The organism is Streptomyces sp. 2-1, from assembly GCF_048564895.1.
Taxonomy (GTDB): domain Bacteria; phylum Actinomycetota; class Actinomycetes; order Streptomycetales; family Streptomycetaceae; genus Streptomyces; species Streptomyces phaeochromogenes.
Genome location: NZ_CP183383.1, coordinates 4,094,614 through 4,111,168, shown reverse-complemented (window position 1 = coordinate 4,111,168; position 16,555 = coordinate 4,094,614). Strand labels below are relative to the sequence as shown.

The window sequence follows — 16,555 nt, the reverse complement described above, 5'->3', positions numbered from 1 at the left end:
GGATCAACGTACGTCCGCCGTCACCGCGGAGGCCTCCCGGTTTTCCCGTACGGGCCGTCGCACTCCGCGCGAGGGCCACCAGCTCGCCTCGCCGAGCAGCAGCATCGCCGCCGGCAGGATCAGCACCCGGATGACGAAGGCGTCGAGCAGCACGGCCGCCGCGAGCACGAACCCGATCTGCTTCATCTCGATGATGTGGAGAAAGACGAAGCTCGTGAAGACGGTCGTCATCACCGCCGCCGCGCTGGTCACCACGCTCGCCGAGCTGCGGATCCCGTCGAGCACGGCCTGCCGTGTCGGTACGCCGCCGAGCACGGCCTCCCTGATCCGGCTCACCACGAACACCTGGTAGTCCATCGACAGCCCGAAGAGGATCACGAACAGGAACAGGGGTACGCGTGATCCGATCGACCCGGTGGAGTCGAAGTTGAGCGGGCCCTCGGCCCAACTGCCCTGGAAGACAAGGACGAGCAGCCCCAGCGCCGCCGCCGCGGAGAGCAGGTTCAGTACGACACCGAGCAGGGCCAGCACCACCGAGCGGAACGCGTAGAGGGTCATCCCGAAGGTCACCAGGAGCAACGCGCCGAGAACCAGGGGCAGTTTGCCGTTCTGGTGCGCCGGATAGTCGCTGTAGCGGGCGACATCGCCGCTCACGCCGTACTCGGCGCCCTCGATCCCGCCGACGGTCGCGGGCACGTACTCGTCCCGCAGCCGGTCCAGGGAGTCGTACGCCGCGTCGGAGTTGCCGAGGTGCGGCACCTTCAGTTCGAGGACGCTGACGCGGCGGTCGTCCGACGTGCGGATCCGTTCCGCGTCGGTGAACAGCGGGTCGGCGTGGGCGAGTTCGGCCAGCTTCGACAGGGCGGCCGTCACCTCGGCTGAACGGCCGGCGTCGGCGCGTACGACGATGTCGTGGGTGACCCGGCGCTCGGGGAAGGCCTCGTTGAGCCGGTCGTACACCTGCATGGCGGGGATCTCGCGGGAGTGGGTGTCCCGGCTCATCTCGGTGATCTTCAGCCCGGCCAGTGGTGCGGCGAGCGCGAGCAGGGCGAGGACGGAGACGCACAGGGTGGCCACGGGGTGCCGGTTCGCGGGCCGCAGCAGCGCGGCCCACACCCGCCCGCCGCTCTCGCCGCGCGTCCGGCTCCGTACGGGCTTCCCGCGCTCCGCGCGCCGGCGCTCCCTGCGCTCGGCCCGCTTGCCGAGCCTGACCAGCAGCGCGGGCAGTACGGTCAGGGAGCTGAGCACCGCCACCAGGACGACCACGATGGTGCCGGTGGCCAGCGAGGAGAAGATCACGTCGGAGGCCAGGTACAGCGTCGCGGTGGAGACCACGACCGCGAGCCCGGAGACCACGACCGCCCGTCCCGAGGTCGCCGCGGCCAGCTCCACCAGCGCTTCCGAGCTCAGCTTCCCCTGGCTGCGGGCCCGTTCCTCGCGTTCGCGCTTGAGATAGAAGAGTGTGTAGTCGACGCCGACCGCGAGGCCGATCATCAGGATGAGGTTGGTGCCGACGCCGGTGTCCGGGGAGATGTGCGAGACCACCATCGAGAGTCCGACGGCCGCCGCGATCGACGACAGCGCGAGCAGCAGCGGCACCCCGGCCATGGTCACCGAACCGAACACGATCAGCAGGGTGATCAGCGTGACGGGGAGGGTGATCGCCTCGGACAGCGCCAGGTCCTCGCCGCGCTGCTTGTCGACGCCCTTGCTGATGGAGGGACTTCCGGTCTCCTCCAGGAGCAGGCCGGGGTTGGCTTTCTGCACGGCGTCGGTCTGCGCGACGAGTGCGTCGACCTTGTCCTTCGCGTCCCGCTCCTCGCCCTTCAGGGCCGCCTCGACCAGGAGGATCCCGCCGTCCCCGGACAGCACCGGCTCGGCCACGCTCTCCACCTCGGGCAGCCGCTCGAACCGGGCGGTGAGGTCCTTCGCGGCGGCCTCGACGGCGGTCTTCGCGGCGGCCTCGTCCAGGGCGCCCGGCCGGGCGGAGATCAGCACCTGCTCGATGGACCTGCGCTCCAACTGCCCCTCGGCGGCGATGGCTTCGGCCCGGCCGGCCTCGCCGACCCGGTAGTCGGCGGTCTTCGCGCTGTTGACGCCGACGGCGCTGCCGAGGACCAGGCAGAGCACCACGAACACGAGCCATCCGATGATGGCCCGCCAGGGGTGCAGGGCACTCCAGCGAGCCATGCGCACAGTGAATGAGTTCATGCCCAAAAGCCTGGCTGAGCAGGGCAGTTGACCGACAGAGGTACTCGGTTGAACTTGCCGTCCACCGATCGGTGGACCCCGGTGCTGAGGAAAACCCCCGCCGGAGACGGGGAGAACCCCCGCGAGTCACGTCCTCGCGGGGGTTCTCCATCCATCCGCCTGCCCGCGAAGGTTGAGAAGACGATCACGAGGCAGGGCGCTTCGGGCCGCCCTCGGGGGCGGGGCGGGTACGGCTGGTTCAGGGGGCGAGCAGCAACACGTCCGCGCGGGACCTGGCGGCCTCGTAACGGCGTGCCACGTCCTGCCAGTTGACCACCTGCCACATGGCGTCGATGAAGTCGACCTTCTGGTTCTTGTACTGGAGGTAGAAGGCGTGCTCCCAGGCGTCGAAGACCAGGATCGGCACCGAGCCCTGGCCGACGTTGCCCTGGTGGTCGTAGATCTGCTCGACGACCAGGCGCCCGCTGAGCGGCTCGTACGCGAGTACGCCCCAGCCGGAGCCCTGGGTCGTCGCGGAGGCCTTGGTCAGCTGGGCCTTGAACGCGCCGAAGGAACCGAAGGACTCGGTGATCGCGTCGGCGAGGTCGCCCACACCGTCCGAGGCGAGGGGCTCACCGCCGCCCTCGCCCGTCATGTTGTGCCAGTAGATGCTGTGCAGGATGTGCCCGGAGAGGTGGAAGGCCAGGTTCTTCTCCAGCCCGTTGATCGACCCCCACGACTCCTTGTCCCGCGCCTCGGCGAGCTGGTCCAGGGTGTCGTTCGCCCCCTTCACGTACGCCGCGTGGTGCTTGTCGTGGTGCAGCTCGATGATCTCGGGGCTGATCACGGGGGCGAGCGCGGAGTAGTCGTACGGCAGTTCGGGAAGTGTGTAGACGGCCATGCCAGGTCCTCTCCGACCTCTTATTGCAAGCTACTTGCAAGTGCACGCTAGCAGCAAGAGGGTGGGTGGGGTGTGCGGGGGCGCGCGAAAGGGCCCCGCGGCGGAGCGTTCTCCGTGCGGGGCCCTTCGGGCGGGGATCGGTGACGGGTGGGCTGGGAGGTGCGGGCCCGCTGTGGCTGGCCGCGCAGTTCCCCGCGCCCCTAAAGGCGAAAAGATTGCGCCGTTCCCCGCGCCCCTAGAGGGCGCGGTCCGCTCGCTTCTTCTGCCAGGTGTAGCCCGCCAGTGCCAGGGTCAGGGTCATCGCGCCTGTTGAGTACAGCTGGATCCGGGTGTCCGGTTCTCGGGCCATCAGGATGAGGATTGCCAGCATGCCCGCCAGGGCCGTCCAGGTCAGGGCCGGGAAGGCCCACATCCGTACGGTCAGCCGCTCCGGGGCCTCGTGTTCCAGGGTGCGGCGAAGGCGGAGTTGGGAGGACGCGATGAAGATCCAGACTACGAGGATCACCGCGCCGATCATGTTCAGGAGCCAGGGGAAGACGTCGTCGGGGCGCCAGTAGCTCAGCAGGACGCAGACGAAGCCGAAGACGGAGGAGGCGAGGACGGCGGTCCGGGGGACGCCTCCCGAGACCCGGCCGAGGGCCTTCGGTCCCTGCCCCCGCCGCACCAGCGAGTACGCGATGCGCGAGGAGCCGTAGATGTTGGCGTTCATCGCCGAGAGCAGGGCGACCAGCACGACCACGTTCATCAGCTGGCCCGCGCCCGGGATGCCCAGGTGGTCGAGGGCGGCGACGTACGGGCCCTTCTCGACGACCGCCTTCGAGTCCCAGGGGACGAGCGTGACGATGACCGCCATCGAGCCGATGTAGAAGAGCGCGATGCGCCACATCGCGGTGCGCACGGCGCTCGCGACACCCCGTACCGGGTCCTGCGACTCGGCCGCCGCGATGGTGACGGTCTCCAGGCCGCCGTACGCGAAGACGGAGGCGAGCAGGCCGATGACGAGCCCCTCGCCACCGTTGGGCAGGAAGCCGCCCTCGCCGGTGAGGTTCGTGAGGCCGGGGGAGTCGGTGCCCGGCAGGACACCGGCGATCGCCAGCACGCCGAGCACCAGGAACAGCGTGATCGCGCCCACCTTCAGCGCGGCGAACCAGAACTCGAACTCGCCGAAGTTCTTCACGGCGGCCAGGTTCGCGGCACAGAAGACGACCATGAAGAGGGCCACCCAGGCCCATTCCGGCGTGCCCGGCAGCCAGCCCGTCACGATCTTCGCGGCGCCGATGCCCTCCAGGCCGACGGCCGTGCAGAGCAGTACCCAGAACGACCAGCCGGCGGTGAACCCCGCCCACGGCCCGATCGCCCGCTCGGCGTGCGCGGAGAAGGAACCGGACGACGGATACGCGGCCGACATCTCGCCGAGCATCCGCATCACCAGCATGACGAGCAGACCGGAGACGGCGTACGCGACGACGATCGAAGGACCGGCGGCCGCGATGCCGGCACCGGAACCGACGAACAGGCCCGCGCCGATCACCCCGCCGAGGGCGATCATCGACAGATGGCGCTGCTTGAGGCCGTGCGAGAGCGAGACGTCCGCGTCGGGAGTGCCGGGACTTCCGGGAGTACTGGGAGTGCCGGGCGCGGGGTCGTGGGTGGTACGGGACATGGGTGCGGGTGGTCCCTTGCGTGCGAGGGCAAAAACGCCCACAGTCTGGGCAGCCCCTCCGCCCGCGCGGAGAGGCCGCCCACTATGTGGACGGCCTCGACACGGAGTGCGAGATTCCGATTACGCGACCGTCGCGTACGTGGCGACCGAGGTGTAGTGCGAGGCGTCCCCCGCGATCGAGTAGCTCTCCTTGCCCTCGATGCCGACCGGCACGTCACCGGCGACCGTCACCCGGTTCAGGCGGCGCGGCAGGCCGTCGTAGTTGTCGATGGCGTAGTGCTGGGTGATGCGGTTGTCGAAGAGGACGAGCTGGTTCGGGGACCAGCGGTGGCGCAGGACGTTCTCGGGCCGGGTGACGTACGCCTGGAGCAGGTCGAGGACCTTGCGGGACTCGCTCACCGACAGGCCGACGATCCGCTGAGCGAAGCCGCCGATGAAGAGCCCGCGCTCACCGGTCAGCGGGTGGACGCGGACGACGGGGTGGGCGGTGCGGTACTTGATGGACGTGAACTGGGCGCGCTGGGCGGCCTGTTCCGCGTCCACCTCCTCCTCGGGCACCGCGTAGTCGTAGTCGTTGGTGTGCTCGGCCCACAGGGTGTCGGCGAGCAGCCGGAGGGGTTCGGGCAGGTTGCGGTAGGCGGCGGCCGAGCTGGCGATCAGGGTCTCGCCCCCGTACGGCGGGATCGTGATGCTGCGCAGGGTGCTGGCCTGCGGCGGGTTGAGGACGAACGTGACGTCGGTGTGCCAGTTGTTGGCGGCACGGCCGCGCTCGCTGTCGACGGGCAGCACGTTCGGGGCGCCCTCGACGGCGGGCACGGTCGGGTGGGCGGTGGTCAGGTCGCCGAAGTTGCGGGCGAAGGCCTGCTGTCCCTCGTCGTCGAGGTTCACGTCGTCGAAGACCAGGGCCTTGTGGACGTTGAGGGCCTCGCGGAGTGCGGTGACGGTCTCCTGGCCGAGCGGCTCGGAGATGTCGACGCCGGATATCCGGGCGCCGATCCTCGCGGTGACCTTGTGGATCTCGATGTCGGACATGGGGTTCCTTTCGAAGCGGGTTCGGGTTCGGGTTCGGGATCGGGATCGGATTCAGACTCGGGCGGGATCGGGTTCAGACTTGGGCGAGCGCTGGGGCAGGGGACGGGGCCGGGGCGGTGACGTACTGGTTGGCGGGGCGCGGGAGTCCGTATCTCTCGCGCAGGGTCTGCCGGGGGCCGTACTCCTCGCGGAGCAGACCGCGGGCGCGCAGGAGCGGGACGACGTGGTCGACGAAGGCGTCGAGGCCGGACGGCAGGACCGCGGGCATGATGTTGAAGCCGTCGGCGGCGCCGCTCGTGAACCAGGTCTCGATGGCGTCGGCGACCTGCTCGGGCGTCCCGGCGAAGGTGAGGTGCCCGCGCCCGCCGCCCAGGCGGCCGATCAGCTGCCGCACGGTGAGGCGTTCGCGCCGGGCCAGCTCCACCACGAGCGTGTAGCGGCTCTTGGCGCCCTCGATGACGCTCTCCGGAGGCAGGTCGGAGGGGAGCTCGGCATCCAACTCCAGGGACCCCGGCGGCAGTTGGAGCAGGGATTCCAGACGGCCCACACCGTGCGCGTACACGATGTGGTCCTCCAGGACCTGTTCCGCGGCCAGCGCCTCGGTCTCCGTCGAGCCGATGACGGGGACGATTCCGGGCAGCACCTTGATGTGGCCGGGGTCCCGACCGGCCGTCGCCGTACGGGACTTGAGGTCGGCGTAGAAGGCCTGCGCGTCCTCGATGGTCTGCTGGGCGGTGAACACGGCCTCCGCGTACCGGGCGGCGAACTCCTTGCCGTCCTCGCTCGACCCCGCCTGCACGAGGAGCGGGTAACCCTGCGGTGTGCGCGGCACGTTGAGGGCGCCCTCGACGCTGAAGTACCGGCCCTTGTGCCGGGCGGGGTGGATCCTCGTGTCGTCGCCCCAGACGCCGGCCGCCTTGTCGGCGACGATCGCGTCGTCCTCCCAGCTGTCCCAGAGCTTCAGGGCCACGTCGAGGAACTCGGCGGCACGCGCGTACCGCTCGGCGTGCGCGGGCTCCGCGTCGAGACCGAAGTTGCGGGCGGCCTCGGCGCCCGCCGTGGTGACGATGTTCCAGCCCGCCCGGCCGCCACTGATGATGTCGAGCGAGGCGAACTTGCGGGCCAGGTTGTAGGGCGAGTTGTACGAGGTGGAGGCGGTGGCGATCAGACCGATGTGCTCGGTGGCCGTCGCCAGCGCGGTGAGCAGGGTGAGCGGCTCCAGGGCACCGGCCGGGCGCTGGGCGAGGTTGCCCCACAACTGCGGCCCGTCGGCGAGGAAGAGCGAGTCGAAGGTCCCGCGCTCGGCGATCCGGGCCAGGTGGACGTAGTGGCCGAGCTCCACATGGGCGTACGGGTCGCTCTCCGGGAGCCGCCACGAGGCCTCGTGGTGACCGGTGTTCATGAGGAAGGCGTTGAGGTGCAGTCTGCGCTCGGTCACTTGGGGTCCTCCGCGTGCTCGTGGTGCTGGGGATGGTCGTCGGCCCTGTCGGCCCTGGCGTTCCTGTCCGTCCCGTTAGTCCCGTCAGTGCCGTCGGTCCCGTGGTGGTCGTGGTGCTCCGTGACGCCGAGGGCGGTGAGGAGCCGTTCGCGGTACTCGCCGAGGAGCGGGTCGCGGTACGAGCGGGGGTGCGGGCGGTCGATGGTCAGGTCGAGGCCGATACGGCCCTCGTCGAGCACGAGCACCCGGTCGGCCAGCACGATCGCCTCGTCCACGTCGTGGGTGACGAGCAGGACGGAGGGCCGGTGGCGCTCCCACAGCTCGCGCAGCAGGGTGTGCATACGGATCCGGGTGAGCGCGTCCAGTGCGCCGAACGGCTCGTCGGCCAGCAGGAGTTCGGGCTCGCGGACGAGGGAGCGGGCCAGCGCGGCACGCTGGGCCTCGCCACCGGACAGCTCGTTGGGCCAGGCCCGTTCGCGGCCCGCGAGCCCCACCTCGGCGAGGGCGGCACGGCCCCGCTGCTCGGCCTCCTTGCCGTCGAGACCGAGCAGGACGTTGTCGAGGACGCGCTGCCAGGGCAGCAGCCGGGAGTCCTGGAAGACGACGGACACCCTTGAGGGGGCAGTGAGTTGACCGCTGCCCGCCACCTCGTGGTCGAGCCCCGCGACCGCCCGCAGCAGCGTGCTCTTGCCGGAGCCGCTGTGCCCGAGCAGGGCGGTGAACTGCCCGGGGGGAAGGTCGAGGTCGATACCGTCGAGGACGGTCCTTCCGTCGAATGACCTTGTCAGGCCCCGGAGTTGGACGGCGGGACGGGTCAGCTGCTCAGCGTGCGGCGCCATGACAGCACCCTCCGTTCGATCAGACGGACCGCGCTGTCGGAGATCAGGCCGAAGATGCCGTAGACGACCAGGCCGACGAGGATGACGTCCGTCTGGCCGTAGTTCTGGGCCTGGAACATCATGTAGCCGAGTCCGCTGGTGGCGTTGATCTGCTCCAGCACGACCAGGCCCAGCCAGGAACCGGTCACTCCGAGCCGCAGCCCGACGAAGAAGCCGGGCAGCGCGCCCGGGATGACGATCCGCCGGATGAAGGCGTACCTCGACAGGCCCTGGACCTCGGCGAGTTCGACGAAACGGCTGTCGATGCCGGAGAGCGCAGCGTGCGTGTTCAGGTAGATGGGGATGTAGACGACGATCGCGATGATGGCGATCTTGAAGGTCTCGCCGATGCCCAGCCAGAGGATGAACAGCGGGATCAGACCGAGCGTCGGGATCGCCCGGTTGAGCTGCACCGACCCGTCGATCAGCGCCTCGCCGGTCCGGCTGAGCCCGGAGGCCAGCGCGAGTGCGATGCCCGCGGCCAGGCCGATCGCGAAGCCGGAGCCGGCGCGTTGCAGCGAGGTCAGGATGTCGGTGGGCAGCGTCCCGTCGGTCCACAGATGGACGCCGGTCTCCAGCACCGTCCAGGGCGCCGGGATCGCACCCGGATCGAGCTGCCCGGCGGCGGAGGCGGCGGCCCACAGCGCGAGCAGCAGGGCCGGCCCGAGGAAGCGGGTGGCGGGCAGCCGCTTGCCGGGGGAGAGCCGGCGACGCCTGCGGACCTGAGGGCTTCCGACGGTGGCCGCGACTGCCGCGGGGGCGGTCGTGGTCGTCGCGGTAGTGGTCGTGGTCACGGCGCTCACCTCCGGTACTCCGCCGGTACGGACTTCGCAGCGATGCCCTCGAAGCGCCGGTCGAAGAGCGAGTCGACCTTGAAGCCCTTCACGAAGCCGCCCTCCGCCAGCAGGTCGGCGGTCTCCTGCTCCCACTTCACCGCTTCGTCCCAACTCGGCGGGAACAGCGGCTTGTTGGCGAGCTCGGTGATCGACCGCGCCTGCGCCGGCGTGAGGTTCTGCGTCTTCACGTAGAACTCCTCGTTCCAGGCGTCGGGGTGCTCGTACGCCCACACCGCGCCCTTCGCCCAGCGCGGGATGTACGCGGCGACGGCGGCGGCCTTCGCCGGGTCGGCCAGCACGGAGGTCGGCGCCCACAGCAGGTTCAGCAGGTCCACGACGTCCGTGGTGATGACATGGGCGCCCTTGGACCCGTACTGCTTGAGGTACGCGGGTGACTGGGCGTTGGCGAGCGGGGCGATGTCGACCTGCCCGGCCTGGAGCGCGGTGAGGAACTGGTTGCTGGTCAGCGGCACCAGATCGACGTCGTCGTACGCCAGCCCGGCCTCCTTCAACGCCCGCAGCAGGACGACCCCCTGCGCCTGCCCCTGCGAGAAGGCGAGCTTCTTGCCCTTGAAGCCCTGGACGTCCTGGATGTCGCTGCCGGGCTTGGTGGCGAAGAGGTAGTTGGGCTTGCGGGTGACGTTGATCGCGACGATCTTCGCGTCGAAGCCCTGGTAGTGCGCCTGGATGGGCGGGATGCCCGCGTTGTTGCCGACGTCCAGGGACTTGGCGCGGAAGGCGTTGATGACATCGGGCCCCGCGCCGAGGTTCGGCCAGTCGGCCACCTTGAACGGCAGGTCGGACAGGCCCGCGAGCTTGAACTGCAGCTGCTGGACGCCCTGGTAGGAGGCGATCTTCAGGCTCGTACCGGACGGGACCTTGTCCGCCAGCGGGGCGGACGTGGACCCCTTTACCCCGGTGTCGGCGGCGCTGCTGCCCGCGCAGCCGCTGAGCCCGGCCGCGGCGGCGGCCCCGAGCAGGGACGAGAGGAAGAACCGTCGGTCGACACCGGAGGCGGACGGAGGTGGCATGGGAGGACTCCCTGAATTCATTGAGGCAGGCAGATACGCGGGGCTCCCGGCGGTTCCCGGCAATTCCGGGCAGGGCGAAGCCGGGAACGCGGAAGGTGCGCAGGGGTGGGCACACATGGAGGCGCACGCGGAGGGCGTGGCGTGGTGTGGCGGTGGTGGAAGAAGGACGCCGGCGGATCGGCGAAGAACGCGGACGGACCGACGGGCGCGGAACGCCCGTGGATCGTCGTCAGTGCGTCAACGCGTCAGCGGCAACAGGTCGACGCGTCAGCAACAGAAGGTGCGACAGCTCATGAACACGATGCTCCTGGCCTGGTGGAGGCCTGTCAACATTCGGATTTTCTGAATTAAATCGGCCCCGGTGAGGAGCCCGAGGACCTGGTCGACGGAGTGCTGGACGGAGTGCTCGACGGCGCGCTCAGGGGATCCCGGTAGAGCACGTCCAGGGCCACAGAACCGCCGGCCACGGCGAGTACGGAGTCCGGGAAACTGGTCGGCACGACGGCCGCCGCCCGGTCGGGACCGACCTCCTCGCGCAGGGCGGCGAGGCAGTCCTCCCGGTGGACGGCGCCCATCTCCGTGACGACGACCGTGTCCGGGTTGAGCACGTCGAGCAGGAGCCCCGCCGCACGGCCGACCATCCGGGCGCGGTGCAGCAGCAGGCGTACGGCGACGGGGTCGCCGTCGGCCGCCGCGGCGAGGATGTGCATGGGGTCGGAGGTCCGGATGACCCCGGCCTCGCGCGCCCTCCTGCACAGGGTCCGCTCGCTCAACTCGGCCTGCAGGCAGCCGGTCCGGCCGCAGTCGCAGGGTTCCGTGCCGCCCGCGAGCGGGAGATGCGCGATCGCGCCGGCCTGGGAGCGGGGACCGTGGTGGACCTCGTCGTGGGTGGCGAAGGCGGCGTCCACGACGTTCCCGACGAAGAGGTGCAGCAGGCTGCGGCCGGCGCCGGCGGTCCGCCCGAACAGCCGCTCTCCGTTGACCAGGGCCCGTGCGTGCCCGTCCACGTGCACGGGCAGACCGGTGAGCGCGTGGATCGCCTCCCGCGCGCGGACGTCCCGCCAGCCGAGCAGCGGGTGTTCGACGATGGTCCCGGAGTCCCGGTCCACCCAGCCGCCGGTGGCCACGCCGACGCCGAGGGGGACGCGGTCGGGGGCGTCCGCGAGCAGGGCGTTCAGCCCGGCGGCGGCGTCGGCCAGTACGCGGGAGGGGCCAGGGGACGGGGCCTGCTGCTCGCTGCCCCCTTGCCCCTCCTCCCCGTGGTTCAGGCGGCGTTCGGCGACGACACGGCCGCGCAGGTCCAGGAGGGCGACGGTCGTGTACGGCACCGCCACATGCACGCCGCCGACCACGAACCGGGAGTCGTCCAGGTCGACCGGTACGTGGGGGCGGCCGACTCCGTTCGACCGCCGGAGCGTTGCGGCCTCCTGGATCAGGCCGAGTGCGGTGAGGCGGTTGCAGTGGTCGGTGACCGAGGCCGGGGAGAGGCCGGTCAGCCGGGCGATGGTGCTGCGGGCGACGGGGCCGTGCGCCAGCACCGACCGCAGGATGGCGCTGGCGCTGGTACGCCGACGGTCGCTGTCGACGGCTCGGCGGGTGGGGGAGGGGCCGGGGGAAGAGGGAGGAGCGAGAACGGGAGTGGGTGCGAGGGAGGGGCTGGGCATGGAGAGAGGCATGGAGGACTTCCTCGGGGACTGGTCCGACACTGCGCCGATGCGCCGACGTCTGCTGTCTCGTCGTCTCGGCGAGCCGGATGGATCCCCTCCGCGCCCGCCTCAGCGGTGGCGACAGGTGGCCGTGCCCTGGCGTCGCAGGTCGACATAGCGACGCGACGCGAAGTTCCTGGCTTGGGCGACCATGGGGTGAAGGGTAGGCGCTGGGCGGCCTGTCCGGCCAGGGGCGCTTTTCTCCGCCCCCGCCGCCCTTACCCTTCCCGTCCCTGGGGGCTGCCGCCCCCAAACCCCCGCTATCGGCCTGAACGGCCTCGTCCTCAAACGCCGGACGGGCTGAAATGTCGGCCCGGGCTGCAATGTATTTAGCCCCTCCGGCGTTTGAGGAGCGGGGGTTCGGGGGCTGGCCCCCGAAAAGGGACGGGAATGGGTAGGGGCGGCGGGGGCGAGAATCCTTTGGCGGGACCCTACAGACGGCGCCAGCCACCATCCCGTCGGGAACCCCACCCCACCTCAGTGACCAGCATCACGCCCCCACGGGTGTACACCACACTCTTTGTAAGAGGTCCACCACACACCGGATCCCCCTTTGTCGATCGCTGACGGTGCTGGCCCCAACCCCCCTGGGATAGCGTCACCGTGTCCCGAACTGCCCACACCCGCCGGAGCCCCCATGACCACCGCCGTCGCCCCCACCCGCCCGGGCCAGGTAATAGCCGACCTGCTCCCCGCCTCCCGCGTAAGGGACGCCGCACTCGTGGCAGGCGGCGCCGCGCTCACGGGCCTCGCGGCCCAGATAGCGGTCCCGGTCCCGGGCTCCCCGGTCCCGGTGACGGGCCAGACCTTCGCGGCCCTCCTCGTGGGCACGGCACTCGGCACCGGCCGAGGCCTCGCGTCCCTCGCGATGTACGCGCTGCTGGGCCTGGCCGGCGTCCCGTGGTTCGCCGAAGGCAGCTCCGGCGCCACCGTGTCCTTCGGTTACATCCTCGGCATGCTCCTCGCGGCCACCGTCGTGGGCGCCCTCGCCCGCCGCGGCGCCGACCGCTCGGTCGTACGGATGGCCGGCACGATGCTCCTGGGCGAGGCGATCATCTACGCGATCGGCGTCCCGTACCTGGCGTTCGCCGCCGACATGACGCTGACCCAGGCCATCGCGGCCGGCCTCACCCCCTTCCTCCTCGGCGACGCGCTCAAGGCCGCCCTCGCGATGGGCGTGCTGCCCACCGCCTGGAAGTTCGTCAAGCGCGAGGGCTGACGGTCACGTCTTAGTTCCTGCGGAAGAGGCTCGCCGGGTCGTACAACGACTTCAGCCCGGCGAGCCTCTTGCGCGTTCCGGAGCCGTACAGCCCCTCCGCCGAACGCCCGCCGGCCCGCCCCGTACACGAAGTCCAACGCCCGCCCGATCGTCGACGCCACCGAGGACTCGTACGTCCCCCCGGGCACGACGGCGCCCCCGCGGTGAGACCGCGGAGGCGCCGCACGCGTACCTGTCGTGCTGTGGGGAGTGAGGGCCTACGACCCGCTCCGCTCCGGCCGCCGCTGTGTCCACCACAGGCCCGCCGCGCCCGCGGAGATCAGCGCCGCGCCGACCGCGCCGAGCGGCAGGATCCGGTCGGCCGGACCGGTCTTGGGCAGTTCCTTGCCGCCCGACTTGGCACCGCCCGACTTGTCACCGCCGGCCTTGTCGCTGCCAGGGGTGACCGGGCTGTTGTCGGTGCCGAGCAGGAGCGGTGTGGCCGGTGCGTTCGGCGACGGGTTGTTCGCGCCGAACGGGACCGGGCCCTGCTGCCAGAAGGTCTTCGTGCCGTCGGCGTCCTGGACGGGCAGGCAGATCTTGCCCTCCTTCTTCAGATCGAAGGTCGCGTCCACGGCGTACGACTTCGACTTGCCGGCCGCGAGATTGTCGATGGCACATGCGAAACCACTGTTCGAACCTTCGGGGAGGTCTTTCTCGGCGATTTCCGCACAGCCCTCGACACCCTTGACCGAGAGGCCATCAAAACCGACCACAAGCAGTCGGATTTCGCCGCTGTCCTTCGTCCCCCCGTTCTTTACCGTGGCGGTAATCGCCGTTTCCTTCGAGCTGTTGTCGACCTCGATCTTCTCGGGCAGCAGCGTCGTCAGCTCGACACCCGCGGGCGCCTTGTCAACTGCCTTTCCCCCCTTGTCGCTCATCGGCCCTTCGTCATCCGCACCGGCCGAGAAGGAAAAGATCATCACTGCCGAGAAAGATGCAGTGAGCAGCGATCCTGTGGCGATCGTCATACGACGAGAACTCATGTTCGTCCCCCTTGTATCCCCCTGACTGCGCCTGAATTCGCAGTCTTTGAAGTGGTACCACAAGATTTCTCCCCACTATGCTGGTGTGGCACGAAGTTGTGACCATTGTGCTTCTTTGCGGTTCTTCTGTGGCAGGTGTTGAAGGGGGGCATGGGGGTGCCGGAAATAACGAGGGGCGGTATTCCGGGATTGCTGGTGACGGGCCGTTACCGGCTGGCCGAGAGCATTGGTCAGGGTGGAATGGGACGGGTGTGGCGGGCCGTCGACGAAATCCTCGACCGACAGGTCGCCGTCAAGGAAATGCGCATAGACGGCATGGACCAGGAGGACGCCCGGACCCGTCGCGAACGAACCCTGCGCGAGGCCAGGGCCACGGCCCGGATCGACCACCCCAACGTCGTGCGCGTGTACGACGTGGTGGACCAGGGCGAACGGCTGTGGATCGTGATGGAACTGGTCGACGGCCGCTCCCTGGACAAGGTCCTGGTGGAGGACGGGCCGCTGAGCCCGCGCGCCACGGCAAGGATCGGGCTCGGACTGGTCGCCGCGCTCGGCCAGGTGCACGCGGGGGGCGTGCTGCACCGGGACATCAAGCCCGCCAACGTCCTGGTCGAGCGGCGCGCGGGCCGGGTTGTCCTCACCGACTTCGGCATCGCCGCGATCCAGGACGCCGAGGCGCTGACGATGGCGGGGATGCTGGTCGGCTCCCCCGACTACATGGCACCCGAGCGGGTCTCCGGCCGCCCCCAGGGCCCGCCCTCCGACCTCTGGTCCCTCGGCGCCACCCTCTGCGCGGCCCTCGGCGGCCGCTCCCCCTTCTCCCGCGCGACCACCCTCGCCACCCTGCACGCCGTGCTGTACGAGGAGCCAGAAATCCCTTCCTCAGCAGGGGAGTTGAGGGAGGTCCTGTCGGCCCTCCTGCTCAAGGACCCGTCGGTACGGCCGGGTCTGGAGGAACTGGAGGCGATCCTCGGCCCGGTGGCGGACGGGAGTACGGGGGCGTCCGCGCCGCCGGGTGCGACGGCGGGGCCGGGCATGGCGGCTGGGCTGGGTAAGGCGGCCGGGCTGGGTACGGCGGTCGGTCCGGAGCAACCTGAACCGGCGGAGCCGGCCGAACCGCCTGAGCCGGCTCGCCCGGTCGGCCCGGGGGAGGGGGAGAGGACGGCTCCGGGAGCCACGGCGGAGCCCGGAGAGGGAGCGGGCGAGGGCGCGGAAGCGGGAACGGGAGCGGGAACAGGAACTGAATCCGGTCCGGCGTCGGGGCCTGCTCCCGGCCCCGGCCTCGGCCCCGGGTCCGAATCCGGGGCGCGAACGGGAGCCGTACCGGCGGCTGGCCGCACGGCCGAGTCCTCACCCGGTACCGCCGGTCAGGCACCACCGGAGCCCCACGCGGAGCACCACACGGCGGCTCCGGCGCCCCCGATCGAACCCCCACCGCCGACCGAACGTCCGACACCTCTCTTCCTGCGGATCCCTGCCCTGGAGCCGCCGCCCGTCACCCCGCCGACGACGGGCGAGGGCGAGGGCAGAGGCGGGGGCGGGCGAGATCCGAGGCTGACGGAGCCGGTGGAGGACGCGGTACCGGTACGGCGCACGCCGACGATCGAGGGCCCGACCCCGACCCCGACCCCGGCTCAGGCTCCGGAGGAACCCGCCCCTGAACCGCTCCCCACAGAGCCCACAGGGCCTACAGGGCCCACTGGCCCAACCGGCATGGGCGTCGGCACCATCACTCCCACAGGCCCCACACCCCCCGACCCCGAGAACGCGTCCTCCGAAGCGCCGCCCCAGGGCACTCCCGAGATCCCCTCCGCGGGAGCGGCCGGGAGCAACTCACTGCCCACAAGGCCCCGGTCCGCCCCCATGCCACCGGGCGAACCGCTCGGTCCCCCCGTGCCGGCCGACCCGCGCCGGAGTCGGACCTGGAGCCGGAACCGTAAGGGAGCCGTGGCCGCCGCGGGTGTGGTCGTCGCCGGTGTCGTCGCAGCGTTGGTGATCCCGGCGCTCGGCGGATCCTCCGGCGACAAGGACAAGGCATCCCCGTCCTCTTCCTCCTCGGCCACCACCGATGGCACCCCGACCACCCCCACCACCCCGCCGCCCACCGTCGCGGGCACCGCACGGCCGCCCACTCTCCCGGAGGGCTCCCGTACGGAGGCGGGCATGTACGCGTGGGTCCCGCCCGAGGGGTGGGAACGGGTGGTGCAGAGCGGCGCCGAGGTCCACTACAGCTCCCCGGACCGCAAACAGGAGATCCTCGCCAACGCGGCTCCGGCCCGGGGCGACCTGATGGACCAGTGGACGGAGACGGAGAAGGACACCAGCAAGGGCCTCGACTACCAGCGGATCCGGCTGGAGGAGACCACGTTCCGTGACGCGCCCGCGGTCGTCTGGGAGTACACGGTCACGGCCAAGGGACTGCCCTGGCACGCCCGGCTGCTCGGCTTCAACGCGGACGGCAAGTACTACGAGATCACCACCTGGTACCGCCCGGACATCGAGGACCGCGCACTCCCGGTCTACGAGGAGGTCAGGGACAGCTTCACGCCCCTGTGACCGACGAGCCGGAGACCAGCGACCCCACGACACACGACGACGCCCCCGCGGAGAGTCCCGCGGAGGCGTCGTACAGAGAA

The 16,555-nt window shown here is 70.7% G+C and carries 12 protein-coding genes; 2 read left to right on the top strand and 10 right to left on the bottom strand.

The window, feature by feature from the left end; all coding sequences use genetic code 11:
* Positions 1-3 precede the first annotated feature (3 nt).
* From ACN20J_RS18075 to ACN20J_RS18035, 9 genes are all read right to left on the bottom strand, one after another.
* The gene (locus tag ACN20J_RS18075) at positions 4-2,211 is read right to left on the bottom strand and encodes an MMPL family transporter (RefSeq protein ID WP_419666309.1); all 2,208 of its coding nucleotides are present in this window, start codon (positions 2,209-2,211) and stop codon (positions 4-6) included.
* A gap of 238 nt (positions 2,212-2,449) precedes the next feature.
* Positions 2,450-3,091, bottom strand: coding sequence for a superoxide dismutase (locus ACN20J_RS18070; protein WP_419666308.1), 642 nt, complete (start codon positions 3,089-3,091; stop codon positions 2,450-2,452).
* Positions 3,092-3,326: 235 nt separating this feature from the next.
* Positions 3,327-4,754 carry an amino acid permease gene (locus tag ACN20J_RS18065; protein WP_419666307.1) on the bottom strand — a complete coding sequence of 476 codons (1,428 nt, stop codon included), beginning with the start codon at positions 4,752-4,754 and terminating at the stop codon, positions 3,327-3,329.
* Positions 4,755-4,874: 120 nt separating this feature from the next.
* Complete coding sequence (locus ACN20J_RS18060) at positions 4,875-5,786, bottom strand: TauD/TfdA dioxygenase family protein (RefSeq protein ID WP_419666306.1); 912 nt, start codon at positions 5,784-5,786, stop codon at positions 4,875-4,877.
* A 73-nt stretch (positions 5,787-5,859) separates the two neighbouring features.
* On the bottom strand, positions 5,860-7,224 hold the full coding sequence (locus ACN20J_RS18055) for an LLM class flavin-dependent oxidoreductase (RefSeq protein WP_419666305.1): 1,365 nt from the start codon (positions 7,222-7,224) through the stop codon (positions 5,860-5,862).
* The gene (locus ACN20J_RS18050) at positions 7,221-8,063 is read right to left on the bottom strand and encodes an ABC transporter ATP-binding protein (protein ID WP_419666304.1); all 843 of its coding nucleotides are present in this window, start codon (positions 8,061-8,063) and stop codon (positions 7,221-7,223) included. The genes ACN20J_RS18055 and ACN20J_RS18050 overlap by 4 nt, the downstream gene beginning before the upstream one ends.
* On the bottom strand, positions 8,039-8,905 hold the full coding sequence (locus tag ACN20J_RS18045; protein WP_189837835.1) for an ABC transporter permease: 867 nt from the start codon (positions 8,903-8,905) through the stop codon (positions 8,039-8,041). Before ACN20J_RS18045 ends, ACN20J_RS18050 begins: the two co-directional genes overlap by 25 nt.
* On the bottom strand, positions 8,902-9,969 hold the full coding sequence (locus ACN20J_RS18040) for an ABC transporter substrate-binding protein (protein WP_189837836.1): 1,068 nt from the start codon (positions 9,967-9,969) through the stop codon (positions 8,902-8,904). The genes ACN20J_RS18045 and ACN20J_RS18040 overlap by 4 nt, the downstream gene beginning before the upstream one ends.
* Before the next feature lie 347 nt (positions 9,970-10,316).
* Positions 10,317-11,633, bottom strand: coding sequence for an ROK family transcriptional regulator (locus ACN20J_RS18035; RefSeq protein WP_190228258.1), 1,317 nt, complete (start codon positions 11,631-11,633; stop codon positions 10,317-10,319).
* A 679-nt stretch (positions 11,634-12,312) separates the two neighbouring features.
* Here ACN20J_RS18035 and ACN20J_RS18030 point away from each other — a divergent pair.
* Positions 12,313-12,894, top strand: a complete 582-nt coding sequence (locus tag ACN20J_RS18030; protein ID WP_190227915.1) for a biotin transporter BioY — start codon at positions 12,313-12,315, stop codon at positions 12,892-12,894.
* A 257-nt stretch (positions 12,895-13,151) separates the two neighbouring features.
* Here ACN20J_RS18030 and ACN20J_RS18025 read toward each other — a convergent pair whose 3' ends face one another.
* On the bottom strand, positions 13,152-13,919 hold the full coding sequence (locus ACN20J_RS18025) for a hypothetical protein (RefSeq protein WP_190227916.1): 768 nt from the start codon (positions 13,917-13,919) through the stop codon (positions 13,152-13,154).
* Positions 13,920-14,159: 240 nt separating this feature from the next.
* On the opposite strand from ACN20J_RS18025, the gene ACN20J_RS18020 reads away from it, so the two are divergent.
* Positions 14,160-16,475, top strand: coding sequence for a serine/threonine-protein kinase (locus ACN20J_RS18020; RefSeq protein WP_419666303.1), 2,316 nt, complete (start codon positions 14,160-14,162; stop codon positions 16,473-16,475).
* Positions 16,476-16,555 lie beyond the last annotated feature (80 nt).